Here is a 16359-nt window from a genome sequence, read left to right as displayed (position 1 = left end):
CACCGGCCGAAGTGCGTCGTCATGCCTGTTCACCCGTAATCCACGACGGCCCGCCGCGCGTGTGGGCCCTCATCTGATGGAAGGCCGAATATGGAGGCTACCGAGGTTCCGGTTCTGATCGTGGGCGGAGGCGGCTGCGGCCTGTCCGCCTCCATCTTCCTGTCGGACCACGGTGTGCGGCATCTGCTCGTGGAACGGCACGCGGACACGTCGATCCTGCCGAAGGCGCACTACATCAACCAGCGCACGATGGAGATCTTCCGCCAGCACGGCCTCTACGACGACGTCGTCGAACGCGCCTCCACCACCGACCGCTTCGGCCGCGTCCGCTGGCAGACCACCCTCACCGGCGACGGCCCCCTGGACCGCCGGATCATCCATGAGATGGACGCCTTCGGCGGCGGCGCGCTGACCGAGGTGTACGCCGCCGACGGCCCCGTACTGCCGTTCAAACTGCCGCAGTTGAGGCTGGAGCCGATCCTGCGCCGGCAGGCCGAGGAACGTAACCCCGGCCGGGTGCTCTTCTCCCACGAACTGGTCTCCTTCACCGAACAGGACGACCACGCCGTCGCCGAGATCCGCGACCTCGCCACCGGCGAGACCACCCGGGTCGTCGCCCGGTACGTCATCGCCGCCGACGGCGGCCGCACCCTCGGCCCCCAGCTCGGCGTGCAGATGCAGGGCACGGTGAAGATGGCCGACGTCTCCACCGCCTACTTCTCCGCCGACCTGTCGCAGTGGTGGCACGACGGCACCCTGATGACCTGGTTCATCAACCCCGAGCGCGCCGACCGCAACTTCACCCTGCTGGAGATGGGGCCCAACTGGGGCCGGCAGTGCGAGGAATGGGGCCTGACCTCCTTCCTCCTGGGCGACGCCGACCGCGCCGACCCCGAGGCGGTCGCCGCCCGCATCCGCGAGGTGCTGGGCCTGCCCGACCTCGAACTGACCGTGCACAAGGTGTCGCAGTGGACGGTGGAGGGCGTGCTCGCCGACCGCTACCGCTCCGGCCGTGTCCTCATCGTCGGCGACGCCGCCCACCGCCAGCCGCCCACCACCGGCCTCGGCCTCAACGGCGGCATCCAGGACGTCCACAACCTCGCCTGGAAGCTGGCCGCCGTCCTCGCCGGCCGAGCCGACGACGGACTCCTCGACACCTACGAGAGCGAGCGGCGCCCGGTCGGCAAGCGCAACGTCGACTGGGGCCTGGCCGCCTGGTTCCACCACCGCGTCATGACGGAGGCCGCCCTCGGCCTCGGCCCGCACGTGCCGCCCGAGCGCCGCTCCTCCGCGTTCGCCGGCTACTTCGAGCAGTCCGAGGTCGGCGAGGTCAGGCGGGCCAGGGCGGCGGAGCTCTTCGCCACCCACCGCGCCGAGTGCCAGGCCCACGACCTGGAGATCGGCTACGTCTACGAGGAAGGCGCCCTCGTCCCCGACGGCACCCGGCCGCCGACCGGCTCGCCCATGGGCACCGAGTACCACCCCACCACCCGGCCCGGGCACCGGCTGCCGCACGCCTGGCTGGAGCGCGACGGCCGGCGGCTGTCCACCCACGACCTGGTCGGCGCCACGGGCGGCTTCGCCCTCCTCACCGGCCCCACCGGCGCCGGCTGGGGCGAGGCGGCCGAGCAGGTCGCCGAGAAGTTCTCGATCCCCCTCACCGTCGCCCGCATCGGCGCCGGCGCCGACTACACCGGCGCCGGCTGGGCCGAGGTGCGGGAGATCACCGAAGACGGCGCCGTCCTGGTGCGCCCCGACAACCATGTGGCGTGGCGCTCCATGGGCGCGGCCGACCATCCGGCGGCCGTGCTGACACAGGTGTTGTCCCAGCTCATGGGCCACGGGACCGCCGACAGGACCTAGCCCCGAAGGCCCCGTCGGCAAATCGGTGACGGCAGCCCGTCACATTCCTCCGCCGGGACCTGTCAAAGGGGCGAGGCCTTGAGTCCGACCCAAAAACAACGAGGAGAACAGACCATGTCCACAACCAGTGCCGTGCCTGCGGCAAGGGACTCACGGCGGTGGATGGTTCTCGCCGTCATCTGTGTCGCCTACCTCATGCTCACCCTCGACATGACGGTGATGAACCTGGCTCTGCCGTCGGCGCAGGAGGCCCTCGACTTCTCGGACGCGGACAAGCAGTGGATCGTCACTTCGTACGCCCTGTGCTACGGCACGCTGCTGCTGATCGGCGGAAAGCTCTCTGACCTCATCGGCCGCCGGGAGACCTTCCTCGTCGGCCTGGTCGGTTTCGCCGCGGCCTCCGCGGTCGGCGGCGCCGCCAACAGCTTCGGGATGCTGGTGACCGCCCGCGCGGCCCAGGGTGTCTTCGCCGCACTGCTCGCGCCCACCACCCTGTCGATGCTGGCCACCACGTTCACCGACCCCAAGGAGCGCGGCAAGGCCTTCGGCGCCTTCAGCGCGGTCGCGGCCAGTGGCGGCGGTCTCGGTCTGCTGATCGGTGGCGCGCTGACCTCCGGCCTGAACTGGCGCTGGTGCATGTACGTCAACCTGGTGTTCGCCGCGTTCTGCCTGATCGTCGGCGGCCGTCTGGTCCCGCGCCAGCCCCGTGCCAAGGCCAGTCTGGACATCCCCGGCGTCATCCTGGTCTCCGCCGGCCTCTTCGGCCTGGTCTACGGCTTCTCCAACGCGGCCACGCACTCCTGGAACACCCCCTCGACCTGGGGCTTCCTCGCGGCCGGTGCCGTGCTGCTGATCGTGTTCGCCGCCTGGCAGACCCGCGCCCAGCAGCCGCTGCTGCCCCCGCGCGTCGTCACCGACCGTAACCGCGGTGGTGCCTACCTGACCTCGCTCCTCGTCGGGATCGGCATGTTCGGTGTGCTGCTCTTCCTGATCTACTACCTCCAGACCGAGCTCGGCTACTCCGCGATCAAGTCCGGTCTCGCCCTGCTCCCGATGATGATCGTCACCGGTGTGGCCAGCAACGTCGGCAACATCAAGGTGATGCCGAAGTCCGGCCCGCGTCCGCTGATCACCATCGGCATGCTGGTCAACGCCGGCGCGATGCTCTGGCTGACGCAGATCGGCGCCGACTCCAACTACGCCACCGCGATCCTCGGCCCGCTCATGCTCATCGGCCTCGGCATGGGCATGATCTACGCCGCCGCTCTGAACACCGGCACCTCCGGTGTGGCCCCGCAGGACGCGGGCGTCGCCTCGGCGACCATCAGCGCCGGCTCCCAGCTCGGCGGCGCCATCGGCACCGCCCTGCTCAACACGATCGCCGCCAGCGCGGCCAGCGACTACATCTCCGGCCACGCACAGGGCAAGCCGAGCGCCGAGGTGTTCCAGCTCGCCGCGATCGAGGGCTACCAGCAGGTGTTCTGGTGGTGCGCCGCCATCTTCACGGCCGGCGCCGTCCTCGGCGGACTGATCCTGCGCAGCGGCCCGCTCCCGGCGCCCGCCTGGGCCGCCAAGCCGAAGGTGGAGGAGCCGGAGGCCGGCGAGCCGGAGAAGGCACTGTCCTGACACACACCGCCTGAGCAACACGAAAGAGGGCCGGGTCACCCCGGCCCTCCTTTCGTTTCCCGGCGGCTTGTGTCAGCCGCGACGCAGAGAAGGCTTGCGCACCCGGAAGTTCGCCATCATGCCCATCGACGCGTGATCGAACATGTGGCAGTGGTACACATAGGTGCCTTCATAGCCGGTGAAGGTCGCCTGCAACTTGACCGTCTCCCCGGGCAGCAGCGGCACCGTGTCCTTCAGCCCGCTCTCCGGACCGGACGTGACGGGCTTGCCGTTGCGTTCCAGCACCCGGAACTGCACCAGGTGCATATGGAAGTTGTGCGGGGTGTAGAGATTGGCGTTGCGCACGTTCCAGATCTCCGTGGCCCCGTACTCGATCTCCGTGTCGACCCGGTCCATGTCGAACGACTTGCCGTTGATGAACGCGTCCATGGTCGCGCCCGTCTCGTCCATGCTCAGCACGAAGTCACGGCTGACCGTGGCGCTCCCCAGCGCGGGCAGCTTGCGCAGCGTCGCGGGCACCGTGCTGCCGTCCGTGACGGGAGCGGTGACCCGGAACTGCAACACCCGGCCGAGCTGGTCGACGGGCTCGCCGGGCAGCAGACCGCCGGTGTTGGCCAGGATCAGCCTGGTGCCGGCGGCGTACTTGGAGAAGTCGATGACGATGTCGGCCCGCTCACCGGGGGAGAGCGACACCGACGTCACATTCAGCGGCTTCTCCAGCAGCCCGCCGTCGGAACCGATCTGCTGGAACGACGAGCCGTCCGACAACTGCAGTGTGTAGAAGCGCAGGTTGGCCGTGTTGAACAGCCGGAAGCGGTACTTGCGGGCGGCGACCTCGAAGTACGGCCACGCCTTGCCGTTGGCCAGCAGCACCTGGCGCTTCATGAAGTCGCCCATGCTGTACACGAGTTGGCCGCTGTCGTCGAACCGCGCGTCGCGCAGCGCGATCGGCACGTCGTAGGCCCCCGACGGCAGGTTGAGGTTCTTCTCCACGTCGTCGGTGAGCAGATAGAAGCCGGTCAGCCCGCGGTAGACGGTCTCCGACTCCTGGTGGTGGGCGTGGTCGTGGAACCACAGGTTCGCGTGCGGCTGGTTGTTGGGATACGTGTAGATCTTCGAGCCGCCGCCCGGCGCGATGAGATCCATCGGCGAGCCGTCACTGCTCTCCGGCACGTGCGCGCCGTGCAGATGGATCGAGGTCGACACCCCCAGCCGGTTGGTCTGCCGGACCAGGACGCGCCGCCCGGAGGTCGCCTTGATGACGGGACCGGGGAAGTTGCCGTTGAAGGTGTACACGCGGGTCTTGCGGCCCGGCAGGATCTCGGCGTCCGCCTCCTGCATGGCGACGTCGTAGTAGCTGGTCAGGCCCAGGTCGCACACCGGCTCCAGCACCTTGGGCACCGGCATCGCCTGCTCGAACTGCGGAATGGTGGTCGGGTCCAGCTCGCTGGCCTCGGCCGTTCCGGCCATCGCGGGCACCAGCAGGCCCGCACTGCCGAGGGCGCCGGTCAGCGCGGCCCCCGTCATGAGGACGGTTCTGCGGTGGATCATGTCCCCTCCCCGTGGAGTGACGTGTGTTGGACATCAGAGACCCCGCAGAGGATGCCCGGCCGCACTCTCCGGTGCCTGGAGTGCTGGTGGAGCAGGAGAGACGGGAGAGCAGTCGTGGGACCGACCGGCCCCCGCCGCCGACGGGTCTGTCACCTCCCCCCGCCGCGACCTGTCACATAGACGAGAGACGAAGTCCGAGGAGGGGCCCTGCGTGAGCCGTGACGAAGAGTTCGAGGCAGTACGGCCCCTCGAGGCCACCCACACCGCCTGGGAGAGCCCCCGCACACCCCGGCCACGACAACCCCCGCACCCCGGCCCGTGGTTCACACCCCCGGCACAAACACCTGACGCCGGGCCGGAAACACCCGACGCCCGGGCGGAGACACCCGACTACGTGTCCACCGCGGCCGTACTGCTCCTGGAGCGACTGTCGTCACTGGAGCGAGCGGTGCTGGTGCTGCGCGAGATGCTCGGCTGCGACATGGCGGGGATCGCGGCGGCCGTGGGCCAGCCGGAAGTCACCTGCCGTGAGCTCGCCGCCACCATCACCGCGCGGACCGACACCGGCACCCGCCCCTGGCCGCGCGAGATCACCGGCGCGGACCGGGTGGCCCGGCTGCTCACGGCGATCGTCCCGGCCCTGCTGTCCGTCGGCATCACGATGCGCCCCACAGACCCCGCCGACGGCCCCGGTGCACTCTTCCACGACCCCCACGGCACCCTCCTGGGCGCCCTGGCCCTCGACATCGCCGACAACCGCGTCCACACCGTCCACTGGCTGCCGGCCCAACAGGTCCGCAAGGAAACAGGGGAGCCGACATGACACACCACACCGCCCCGATCCGGCTGCTGCTGGCCGACGGCCGGCCCGGGCCACGGGCACGACTGCGCACGGTCCTCGACGCCGAGGCGGACATCGAGGTCATCGCTGAGGCCGAGGACGGCAGGCAGGCGCTGCGGTCGGCCCGGGAGCGGCGCCCCGACATCGTGCTCACCGACGTGACCCTGCCCGGCCTCGACGGCATCGAGGTGACCCGGCGCATCACCGCCGACCCGGCCCTGGCCCAGGTGCGGGTCGTCATCCTGACCGGCGACAGCCGCGACCGGCACGTCTTCGAGGCGCTGCGGGCCGGCGCCGCCGGATACCTCGTCGACGACACCACGCCCGCCGAACTCGCCCACGCCCTCAGGGTCGTCGCGCGCGGCGACGCCCTGCTGGCCCCGTCGGTCACCCGCCAGGTGATCGGCCGGCTCGTCGCCCGCTCGCTCCCCCCGACCCCACGGCCCGCACTGCTCGCCGAACTGACCGACCGTGAACGGGAGGCCGTCGCCCTGGTCGCCCGCGGACTGTCCACCGCGCAGATCGCCGCCCGCATGGTGATCACGCCGCTGACCGCGAAGTCCCACATCGACCGCGCCCGCGCCAAGCTACGGGCCCGCGGCCGCGTCCAGCTCGTGGGCCTCGCCTACGCGTCGGGCCTGGTGGGCTCGGGCCCGTGACGGCCTGGGCAGCCGGTGACAGGACGTCAGCCTGCCGCCCTCCGCCCCGCCTCAGGCCCGTCCGCCCTCTCCCAGCCCCGCGAGCTCCAGCAGCAGTTCCTTGACCTCGGTGGCCCCGTACCGCCCGCGCGCACCCCGTGGATCGGAGCACAGCAGCACCGGCCCGTCCTGCGGACTGTCCGGCAGCCGGCCGTGCGTCCCCTTCACCGCCGCCGCCCCCGCGTCCAGCCCGATCGCGCTGATCAGATAGCGCATGCCCAGCTTCTTGCGGGCCAGCGCCACCGCCGCCCGGCCCTTCGCGGCGAGGGGCGCCGCGGGGTCGAAGAACAGCTCGGCGGGGTCGTACCCGGGCTTGCGGTGGATCTCCACCAGCCGGGCGAAGTCCGGGGCGCGCTCGTCGTCCAGCCAGTAGTAGTACGTGAACCAGGCGTCCGGCTCGGCGACCAGCACCAGATCACCGGCCCGCTCATGGTCCAGGCCGTAGGCCGCCTTCTCCGCATCGCCCAGCACCTCGGCCACGCCCGGCAGGTCGGCGCACACCTTGCGCGCCAGCGGCAGATCCTCGGGATCGTCGACGTACACGTGCGCGATCTGGTGGTCGGCGACGGCGAACGCGCGCGACGTCCACGGGTCCAGGTACTCCATACCCGCCTGGGTGTGCACCCGCAGCAGGTTCTCGCGGCGCAGCGCACGGTTGACGTCGACCGGGCGGGCGGCCCGTGTGATGCCGTACTCCGACAGCGCCACCACGGTCGCCCCGCGCCGGCGCGCCGCCTCAAGGAGCGGGGCGAGCACCGCGTCGAGCTTGGCCGCGGCGGCCGCCGCCTTGCGTCCGTCCGGGCCGAAGCGCTGGAGGTCGTAGTCGAGGTGCGGGACGTAGACCAGGGTCAGATCCGGGTCGTGGCGCTCCATGACGAGCCGCGCGGCCCGGCAGATCCACTCGGAGGAGGCGATGCCCGCCCCCGGCCCCCAGTAGTTGAACAGCGGGAACTCGCCCAGTGCGGTGGTGAGTTCGTCGTGCAGCTCGGGCGGGTCGGTGTAGCAGTCGGGGTCCTTGCGGCCGTCGGCGTGGTAGACGGGCCGCGGGGTCACCGTCCAGTCGGTGTCCGCGCCCATCGCGTACCACCAGCAGATGTTGGCGACCGTGTACCCGGGATGGCGGCGGCGTGCCGCGTCCCACAGCTTGTCGCCGCCCACGAGCTTGTTGTGCTGGCGCCACAGCAGGACTTCGCCGAGGTCACGGAAGTACCAGCCGTTGCCGACGATGCCGTGCTCGCTGGGCGGCGCGCCGGTGAGCAGGGTGGCCTGCACCGAGCAGGTGACAGCGGGCAGCACCGGGGCGAGTTCGGCCTGCCAGCCCGTGCGGGCGACCGCGGCCAGCCGCGGCATGTGCTTGAGCAGTCTCGGGGTGAGCCCGACGACGTCGAGCACGACGAGGGGAGTGGGCCGGGCGTTCAATGGATCAGCTCCCTAACAGGTTGCTCGCGCAGTCCCAGGGCGAGCAGTTCGTCCCGGGCGAAGGCCACCTCGGCGGCGATGCCCTCGGCCAACTGGCCTTCGGTGACCGGGCGTTGGTCATCCGGCAGCACGTTCCAGGTGTACGTCTCCACCTCCAGGTGGTCGCACAGCGCCCGCTCCCCGCCCACCAGCACACCCAGCGCGTCACGCAGCACGTCGAGCGTGGCGTGCAGCGGCGGCTGCGGGGCCGCGTGCAGCGGCACGTGATAGTGCACCCGCCACGGCCCGGGGAACCCCGCGTCGAGCGCCTCGCCCAGGTCGTCGGCCGCGTGCCCGGCCGCGGACCGCGTCTGGTGCAGGAACCGGGGTTCGGCGTACCCGCGCAGCGCGTCGGCCGTCGCGGCCTGCTCCGGATGGTCCGCACCGAGCGCGGCGGACACCTGCACCTTCACCACCGGCAGCCCCGCACCGGCCAGCCGGGCCAGCGCGTCCTCGGGCTCTTCCCACCCGCACGCCAGATGGGCCAGGTCAAGGCACACCCCGAGGTAGCGGGTGTCGACGCCGGCCAGCCCTGCGGCGACCTGCTCGGTCGACTCCAGCACACACCCGGGCTCCGGTTCGAACCCGACCCGGATCAGCCGCCCGGTGCGGGCGTGCAGGCCCTCGAGCCGCTCCGCGAGCTCGGCGAGCCGCCCCTGGGCGACCGCCTGGTCCGCCACGGTCCAGGGCGTACGCCAGGCCAGCGGCAGCGTCGACACCGAACCGCGGGCGGCGTCGTCGGGCAGCAGCCCCGCCAGCACCCGGGCCAGGTCGAGCGTGTACGTCATCCGCGCGTCGCTCAGCCAGTCCGGCCGGTACACCGCGTGCTTGACCACCGGCGCGTGGAAGGCGCCGTAGGGAAAGCCGTTGCAGGTGACCACCTCAAGGCCGCGCGCGTCGAGTGCACGGCGCAGCCCCTCCACCGCCGCCGGGTCGGCCGCGAGCCGCGCGGCGACCGGCGCCGCCAGCCACAGCCCGACCCCGAGCCGCTCGGCGCCCAGGCTCCGCCGGGCCGGCACCGCGTACGTGTCCAACTGCCGCACGATCTCCGGCAGTTCCTCACCGGCGTGGACGTTGGTGCAGTAACCGAGATGGACCGTCTGCCCGTCGCGGTGCGCCAGCCGCATCAGCTGCCTCCGCGCGCGATGGAGTTCCCGGCGAACGCGGAGGCCGCCTCACCCGCCGTGTCCGACAGATCCAGCCGCCCGGACTGCCCGTAGAACTCGACCGGGTTGCGCCACAGCACCCGGTCCACGTCGTCCTCGCTGAAACCGGCGTCCAGCATCGCCTGCCCGGTGGCGCGGGTGAGCAGCGGGTCGCTGCGCCCCCAGTCGGCGGCGGAGTTCACCAGGATCCGGTCCGGCCCCCACTCCCGCAGCACCACCGCCATGCGCTCCGGCGACATCTTGGTGTCCGGGTAGATGGAGAACCCCATCCAGCAGCCGCTGTCGGCGATCTGAGCGACCGTCACCTCGTTGAGGTGGTCGACGACGACGCGGCCCGGGTCGATGCCCGACTCCCGCACCACATCCAGGGTGCGCCGGGTGCCGCGCTGCTTGTCGCGGTGCGGGGTGTGCACCAGGACCGGCAGGTCGTGCACGACGGCGAGGGCGAGCTGGGCCGCGAACACCTCGTCCTCCGCCGGGGTCATCGAGTCGTACCCGATCTCGCCCACCGCGACCACCCCGTCCCTGGCCAGGTAGCGCGGCAGCGCACCGAGCACCTCACGGCAGCGCGGGTCGTTGGCCTCCTTGGGGTTCAGCGCGAGGGCGCAGTAGTGGCGGATGCCGAACTGGCTCGCGCGGAACGGCTCCCAGCCGGTCAGCGAGTCGAAGTAGTCGGTGAAGGAACCGGCGTTCGTACGCGGCTGGCCGAGCCAGAAGGCCGGCTCGACGAGCGCGCGCACACCGGCCGCCGCCATCCGCTCGTAGTCGTCGGTGGTCCGTGAGGTCATGTGGATGTGCGGGTCGAAGATGCGCATCAGACTGTCTTCTCCTTGAACTCTGCGGACCGTGCCGACGCGGTGTCGCCGATCCCCCCTTGGTGTGCGGGCCGGGTCGGGTGGTCCTCGGGTGCGGCGGATCGCGCCCACTCCGGGTCGCCGATCAGCGCCAGCAGGACGGTCGCGTCGTCGGGCAGGGACCGCCCGGCGGCCCGCCGCTCGTCGTCCAGGTCGGCCAGCATCCGGGCCAGTTCACCGTCGGCCCGCCGGTCCAGGTCGGCCACGGCGGTCAGCGGTATCTCCATGAACACGCACTTGAGTACGGCCTGCCGCCACATCCCGTCATCGAGCCGACGGGCGGCGGGCCCGACCGCGGCGGCGACGAGCCGCGGGTCGTTGGTACGGATCGCGTCGTGCAGCAACTCCACGGCGGCGTCCCCGATATCGAGGCCCTGCGGCAGCTCCCGCGCACCGGCCCCGGTGCCTGTGTGATGCGGCAGATCCACCGCACCGACCCCGAGACCCGGCCCCGACAGCGCGCGCAGTACCGCCCGCTTCTCCGCCGCGCCCCCCTGCCAGTACAGGGCGGCGACCTGCCGGGCCAGTGCCGCCCCGCGCAGTGGCAGCGCGGTCAGCAGCAGGACCCGGGCCGCGTCGTCGACGCTCCAGTCCGCGAGTTCCGGACCGGCGTCGGCGAGTGGACCCCGGCCGCACCGCCGGCCCACGGCGGGGAACAGCATGGCGATGGCGTCCGGGTTCTGCGCCACCTGCCAGCGGGCGTCACCCAGCCACTGCGGGTCGGCGACCCGGTCCTTCACCACGTCCGTCATGACGTCTGCGAGATGTCGGCCGGTCACAGGGAGACCTCCTCCGCTACACGGGTCGCGCTCAGGAACTCGGCCGCGGCGCGGGCGTGGGTCAGGAACGCCAGCGACGTGCGCGCGACCGCGGGGGCGGCATGGGAGTGGCGGGGCAGCTCAACGGCTGTCAGCCCCCGGTATCCGGTCTCCGCCAGGGCCCGCAGCGCGGCCGGGAAGTCGACCTCGCCGGAGCCGAACTCCAGATGCTCGTGCACATCGCGCCGCATGTCGTCGATCTGGACGTTGACCAGGTGCGGACCGGCCTTGGTGACACAGTCCGCCACCGGCAGCGGCTCGACGCAGCGGCAGTGCCCGATGTCGAGCGTCAGCCCGAAGCAGTCCGGCGCGCCGAGCTTGCCGCGCAGCGCGAACCAGTCGTCGAGCGTCTCCACCAGCATGCCGGGCTCCGGTTCGAACCCCAGCCGTACGCCCGCCGCGTCGGCGGCCTCCACCACCTCGGCACACCCGCGCACCAGCCGGTCCCAGGCCAGCCCCCGCGACACCGCGGAGGGCCGGATGCCGGCCCAGAACGAGACGGCCTCCGCGCCCAGGTCGGCCCCGATGTGCACGGCCCGCCGCAGGAAGTCGAGCCGGGCCGCGGGTTCGTCGTCGAGGAGGGTCGGGGCGTGCTTGCGCCGCGGGTCGAGCAGAAAGCGGGCGCCGGTCTCGATGACGACGGCGAGCCCGAGCCGGTCAAGGCGTGCCGCCAACGCCTCGACGCGGCGGGGCAGTTCCGGTGCGAAGGGGTCGAGATGGTGGTGGTCGAGGGTGAGCGCGACGCCCTCGTAGCCGAGGTCGGCGATGACGGCGAGGGCATCCTCAAGGCGATGGTTGGCGAACCCGTTGGTCCCGTAGCCGAAGCGAATGTCCGAGGAGGTCATAGGGGAGTTCATAGGGGAGGGCACAGGGGAGTTCACAGGGCTCATGTCGGCGACACCCGCCCTGCCAGGACCCGGCCGATCGGTGCGCAGGCGGCCACCACGGCCGCGGCACCGGGCCGCGCCGCCCGCGCGACGAGCGCGCCCTGAAGCGTCGGCAGATTGGTGATCCCGGCCGCGACCGCGGCCCGTACGCTGCCCGCGTCCGGCGTGGCCAACGCCCGTACCTGGGCGTCGCCGTAACCGGCCGCGTACCAGGCGGCCAGCGAGCCGACCAGTCCCGGTCGCGGGGCCCGCCCCGAGGCGGCGAGCGCGACCCCGGCCGTCGCGGCCAGCGTCGCCCCCGGCAGCAGCCGGCCGGCGCCGGACACCTCCCGGCGCGAGAGCGCGGTGACGGTGTATGTGTGCGCCGCGACGGTGAGCGCGGGCACGAGTGCGCCCCGCCAGCCGCCCCGGCGGGTGCTCGCGCCGAGCAGCACGTCCAGCCCGCGGCAGGCGGCCATGGCGGCCGGCCCGGCCGCGGTGCCCTTCAGCTTCACGTCGTACGCCCACACCGCACCGGTCAGCGGTACGGCCACCGCGAGCGCCCTGCGCCCCCCGGCCAGCCCGGCGAGCGCCAGCCCGGCCGCGCTGAGCCCGGCCGCGACACCGAGCGCCGCCTTGGCGCTCACCCGGCCCGACGGGATCGGCCGCTCGGGACGCTCCTTCGCGTCCAGGTCCCGGTCCGCCCAGTCGTTGGCCGCCATCCCCGCCCAGTACAGGCAGACCCCGGCGGCGGAGAGCCCGGCGGTACGCGTGCCGAGGGCGCCCGCGGCGGCGGCACCGGCCACGGCGTCCCCGGGCACCGACAGCGCGGCGGGCGCGCGGACCAGCTCCACGAGATCCCGGGATGTCGTCATCGGCCGCCGTCCGATCCGGTGCCGAGCCCGGCGAGATACGCGCGCAGCGTCTCCCACTGGGCGTGCAGCGCGTGGTCGACGTCGCCCAGCGGGTCCTTGAAGAAGTACGACAGGGCCTCCAGCGGCCCGGTGTGTCCGGCCTCGTGTGCGGCGGCGGTGATCCGGGCCAGGTCCAGGACGAGCGGCGCCGCGAGCGCCGAGTCGCAGCCCTGCCAGGTGAACTGCAAACACATGCCGGTGCCGAGGAAACCGTCGAAGGTGATCAGGTCCCAGGCGGTCTTGAAGTCGCCGATGTCGGCGACGTAGTCGATGCGGGTGTCGCCGTCGGGCGCGTAGCCGAGGGTCTCGTGCAGCACCCGCTGCTTGCTGGCCGTCTTCGCGGCGTTGGCCTGCGGGTCGGTGAGGCTGGCGCCGTCGCCGCCGCCGAGCAGGTTGATGCCGGACCAGGAGCGGACCGAGAGGTTGCGCATCGCGAACATCGGCGCCAGCACCGACTTCAGCAGCGTCTCGCCGGTCTTGCCGTCATGGCCGGCATAGGGCAGGCCGCGCTCGGCCGCGAGCTCGGCGAGCGCGGGCAGCCGGGCTCCGGTGGAGGGGGTGAAGTCGACGAACGCGCAGCCCGTGTCGAACGCCGCGTAGGCGTACAGCGAGCTGGGCGGCAGCACCTTTCCCGGCGCGGCGAGCGCGGCGGTCAGCGCGGCGAGGCCGGCGTGCGCGGGGTGCGACGGGGGAGCGGGTTCGGTGGAGGACACGTTGACCACCACCACCCGGTCCAGGCCGTGCCGTTCGGCGAACGCCCTGATGTCGGCGGCGATCAGCGCGGCGTCCTCGGCCTGGGTGGCGGCGGCCGGGGCGGGCCGCAGGTTCGTCTCCACCGCGTCGAGGTCCTGCTCCAGCGCCTGCACCAGCCGGGCCGGCACGATGCCGGCGGCGGCCAGCTGCTCGGCCTTCTTGGCCACGGGGACCGTCGTCACGTCGTGACCGCCGAAGACCAGGTCGCCGAAGCCGGGCAGCGCCGACACGTCCAGCGCGGGATGAGCGGTCACGCAGCCCACCGGGTCGGTCAGACCGGCACGCAGCGCGAGCGCCCCGATCACGCTGGTGGTGGCGACGGATCCGCGGGCACCGATGAACCAGATGCCAGCACGCACGTTGTCTCCTTCGGTCACGAGTTCGATCACGAGCACAATGGATCTTGTCGGTCTGTCACGACCGGGGGTGGATCTTGTCGGCCTGCCACAACCAGGACGAATCCTGTGGCCTGTCACGACCGGGACGGATCCTGTGGCCTGTCACGACCGGGACGGATCCTGCGGCCTGTGCGTCGCGGGCCGGACCGGGCCTCTAGGGGTAGTCCGGCCCGGCCCGCGAGCGGGGGAGCGGACGTCAGCCGATCTTGACGATCTGTCCGTCGCCGGTGGCCTGGATGTCCGTGGAGCTGGTGCAGGCCGGGGCGTCCGTGCAGGCCGGCCACATCATGGTCTTGTCCGCGACGTAGATGGAGCCGTCGGCGCCGGCCAGGAAGCCGGTGGGCGCGAACAGCTTCTCGTCCGCCAGGACGGTACGGGAGTTGTCCTTGTGGTTGATCTGGATGACGTTGCCGACCGGGTCACCGGTCGGCAGGAACCCGGTCGTGTCGAACTGGGTCACATAGAAGTCACCGTTGGCACCGAAGCCACAGCCGCTGATGGCGCTGAAGCCGCTCTGCCAGACCTTGAGCTTGCCGGTCTTGGGCGAGTACCGGTACACGTTGGCCGCGGTGGCCGAGTTGCCGTGCCCGGTGATCTGGCCGATGTACACGCCACCGTCGGGGCCCACGTCGAGACACATCGGAACGGCGTCCGAGCCGCCCGGCGTCTCGGGCACGAAGGCGAGGACCTTGGTCTTGCCCTTGCGGTCGACCGAGTTCAGCGTGTTCGCGCCCGCGTCCACCAGGTAGAACCCGCCACCCGGCTTCGTCGTCAGCGCGTACGGGTTGGACGCCGGGTAGGTGTCGGACAGGTCCGGGTTGTTCTTGGTCCAGTTCCAGTTGACCGTGCCCGGGTTGGCGATCACCTTGCGCTGCCCGTCGGTGATGTCCATGATCGAGCCGTACTGCTCGGTCAGCGTCTTGGTCAGGTCCGCGGGCAGACCGGCCGGAACCTGCTCCGGCGAGCCGGCCTGGAGCGTGTAGATGTGGCCGTTGCGGCCGACGGTGATTCCGTTGGGGCCGATCGTCTCTTCCTGGTTGAACACGCTCGGCAGGTTCTTGGCGATCCGCACCGGGGTGCCCGAGGAGACGTCCGCGACCGAACCGGTCTGGCCGTAGCACCTGGTGGCGAAGCCGGTGCCCTGGCACGCGGTGGGGGTGGCCCCCATCTCGGTGACCAGGAGCTCACCGTCAGGACCCCAGGCCAGGTTCCGCGGTGAGTCCAGCCCGCGGGCCACCACGGTGACCGGCGCGTCGCTGGTGAGGTGGCGGGTCGGGCGGGCCTTCTGGGAGGCGGCCTCGGCCGCCTGCCCCGACGGTCCGACTCCCAGGCCGACGAGCGCTGCTGTGGCCGCCACTCCGGCGACCAGCATCCTGCTCGTTTTGAGACGCCGCATCTTGGACTCATTCCCTCCGGTCGAAACCACGACTTGCTGACTGGTGTTCACGACAGGACGCACCGGGACCGACTCGCACTGATGCGGTATGACCCGCCCCCTGCATCTTGTTCTGGCGCCTCAGCATCATCGACATGGCTTGTTCATGACTGCCGATCAACTTGGCGCCGACTTGGCGCCGAGCACCCACCGCCCCCCGCCCCCAACTCCCGCTGCTCGTCCCCCGCTTGCGGCCGAGTACAGCCGACGGGGCAAGGGCGGACTTTCCAGTTACGTTCGAGGTCCGCCGGTCACATTTCGGCGCCGCGGACTGTCATGGGGGTGGGACCGCGGATCGACGCGGTCGCACACGGCACGGAGCCGAGGCACACGGCGGATCAGGCCGGATGCGAGGAATCCGGCCTACTGATACCGGAACAGATCGGGAGAGACCATGGGTGACAGGCTCGACATGTCGTTGATGTACGCGATGCACAACGCGCTGCGGCGCGAGCTGGAGATCATGGCGACGATCACGGCACGCGTCGACGACGACCCGCGGCGCACCCTCGCCGGTGCCGCCGGCTGGGACATCTTCAAGAAGGCCCTGCACATCCACCACACCGCCGAGGACGAGGCGTTGTGGCCGGTGCTGCGCCAGACCGTGGCCGACCGCCCCGACGACCTGGCCCTGCTGGACGCGATGGACGCCGAGCACGCCTCCATCGACCCGCTCGTCGAGACCATCGACGCCGCCCTCGCCGACCCGGAGGCCGACGCCGAACGCCTCGCCGCCGCCGTCGACTCCCTGGCCACCAACCTGACCGGCCACCTCAAGCACGAGGAGGACCAGGCACTGCCCCTGATCCAGGAGGTCCTCACCCTTGAGCAGTGGCAGCATTACGGCAGGATCCACGGCGCCAAGACCGGCCCCGACGGCCCCCTCCTGACCCCCTGGGTCCTCGACGGCGCCGACCAGGAGACCGTCGACGGAATGCTCGCCATCCTCCCCGAGCCCGTCCGCGCCGCGTACCACGCCGCCTGGGTGCCCGCGTACATCGAACTCGACAGGTGGAACACCAAGAACTGACAAGGCACAACGCACAACGCACAACGAACGCGGCCTCTACCCACCAGAGGCCGCGTCCCCTTTTAGGCGTCCAGGCCGGTGCGCAGCT

At 71.8% G+C, this 16359-nt stretch carries 14 protein-coding genes; 5 read left to right on the top strand and 9 right to left on the bottom strand.

The features are described from left to right. The first annotated feature begins 90 nt into the window (after positions 1-90). Positions 91-1863 carry an FAD-dependent monooxygenase gene (locus OG866_RS44745; RefSeq protein WP_329344709.1) on the top strand — a complete coding sequence of 591 codons (1773 nt, stop codon included), beginning with the start codon at positions 91-93 and terminating at the stop codon, positions 1861-1863. 114 nt (positions 1864-1977) lie between these two features. Continuing rightward, positions 1978-3489, top strand: coding sequence for an MFS transporter (locus OG866_RS44740; RefSeq protein WP_329344707.1), 1512 nt, complete (start codon positions 1978-1980; stop codon positions 3487-3489). 72 nt (positions 3490-3561) lie between these two features. On the opposite strand, the gene OG866_RS44735 is transcribed toward OG866_RS44740, so the two are convergent. After that, positions 3562-5040 carry a multicopper oxidase family protein gene (locus OG866_RS44735; protein ID WP_329344705.1) on the bottom strand — a complete coding sequence of 493 codons (1479 nt, stop codon included), beginning with the start codon at positions 5038-5040 and terminating at the stop codon, positions 3562-3564. Between the two features lie 211 nt (positions 5041-5251). On the opposite strand from OG866_RS44735, the gene OG866_RS44730 reads away from it, so the two are divergent. Continuing rightward, positions 5252-5863, top strand: a complete 612-nt coding sequence (locus tag OG866_RS44730) for a hypothetical protein (RefSeq protein WP_329344704.1) — start codon at positions 5252-5254, stop codon at positions 5861-5863. Then, positions 5860-6540: a response regulator transcription factor gene (locus OG866_RS44725; protein ID WP_329344703.1), complete on the top strand. Its 681-nt coding sequence runs from the start codon at positions 5860-5862 to the stop codon at positions 6538-6540. The genes OG866_RS44730 and OG866_RS44725 overlap by 4 nt, the downstream gene beginning before the upstream one ends. Positions 6541-6591: 51 nt before the next feature. Here OG866_RS44725 and OG866_RS44720 read toward each other — a convergent pair whose 3' ends face one another. The 8 genes from OG866_RS44720 to OG866_RS44685 all read right to left on the bottom strand — a co-directional run bounded on the left by OG866_RS44720 (position 6592) and on the right by OG866_RS44685 (position 15202). Then, positions 6592-7998 (bottom strand): nucleotide pyrophosphatase/phosphodiesterase family protein, encoded by a 1407-nt coding sequence (locus tag OG866_RS44720; protein ID WP_329344701.1) that lies wholly within the window; start codon positions 7996-7998, stop codon positions 6592-6594. Next, the gene (eboE, locus tag OG866_RS44715; protein WP_329344699.1) at positions 7995-9164 is read right to left on the bottom strand and encodes a metabolite traffic protein EboE; all 1170 of its coding nucleotides are present in this window, start codon (positions 9162-9164) and stop codon (positions 7995-7997) included. The genes OG866_RS44720 and eboE overlap by 4 nt, the downstream gene beginning before the upstream one ends. Further along, positions 9164-10018, bottom strand: coding sequence for a TatD family hydrolase (locus OG866_RS44710; RefSeq protein WP_329344698.1), 855 nt, complete (start codon positions 10016-10018; stop codon positions 9164-9166). The genes eboE and OG866_RS44710 overlap by 1 nt, the downstream gene beginning before the upstream one ends. Then, positions 10018-10809 carry an EboA domain-containing protein gene (locus tag OG866_RS44705; protein WP_443063690.1) on the bottom strand — a complete coding sequence of 264 codons (792 nt, stop codon included), beginning with the start codon at positions 10807-10809 and terminating at the stop codon, positions 10018-10020. Before OG866_RS44705 ends, OG866_RS44710 begins: the two co-directional genes overlap by 1 nt. A gap of 23 nt (positions 10810-10832) precedes the next feature. After that, the gene (locus tag OG866_RS44700; RefSeq protein ID WP_329344696.1) at positions 10833-11720 is read right to left on the bottom strand and encodes a sugar phosphate isomerase/epimerase family protein; all 888 of its coding nucleotides are present in this window, start codon (positions 11718-11720) and stop codon (positions 10833-10835) included. Positions 11721-11761: 41 nt separating this feature from the next. Next, positions 11762-12616, bottom strand: coding sequence for an SCO3242 family prenyltransferase (locus tag OG866_RS44695; protein WP_329344695.1), 855 nt, complete (start codon positions 12614-12616; stop codon positions 11762-11764). Continuing rightward, entirely contained in the window at positions 12613-13767 is a 1155-nt protein-coding gene (locus OG866_RS44690) for an inositol-3-phosphate synthase (protein ID WP_329344694.1), read from the bottom strand. The genes OG866_RS44695 and OG866_RS44690 overlap by 4 nt, the downstream gene beginning before the upstream one ends. A 235-nt stretch (positions 13768-14002) precedes the next feature. After that, positions 14003-15202 carry a ScyD/ScyE family protein gene (locus OG866_RS44685; protein ID WP_329344692.1) on the bottom strand — a complete coding sequence of 400 codons (1200 nt, stop codon included), beginning with the start codon at positions 15200-15202 and terminating at the stop codon, positions 14003-14005. Positions 15203-15635: 433 nt separating this feature from the next. On the opposite strand from OG866_RS44685, the gene OG866_RS44680 reads away from it, so the two are divergent. After that, positions 15636-16271: a hemerythrin domain-containing protein gene (locus OG866_RS44680; protein WP_329344690.1), complete on the top strand. Its 636-nt coding sequence runs from the start codon at positions 15636-15638 to the stop codon at positions 16269-16271. Positions 16272-16359: the final 88 nt, after the last annotated feature.

It is taken from the genome of Streptomyces sp. NBC_00663 (assembly GCF_036226885.1).
GTDB lineage: Bacteria > Actinomycetota > Actinomycetes > Streptomycetales > Streptomycetaceae > Streptomyces.
This window is presented reverse-complemented; position numbering and strand designations above follow the sequence as displayed.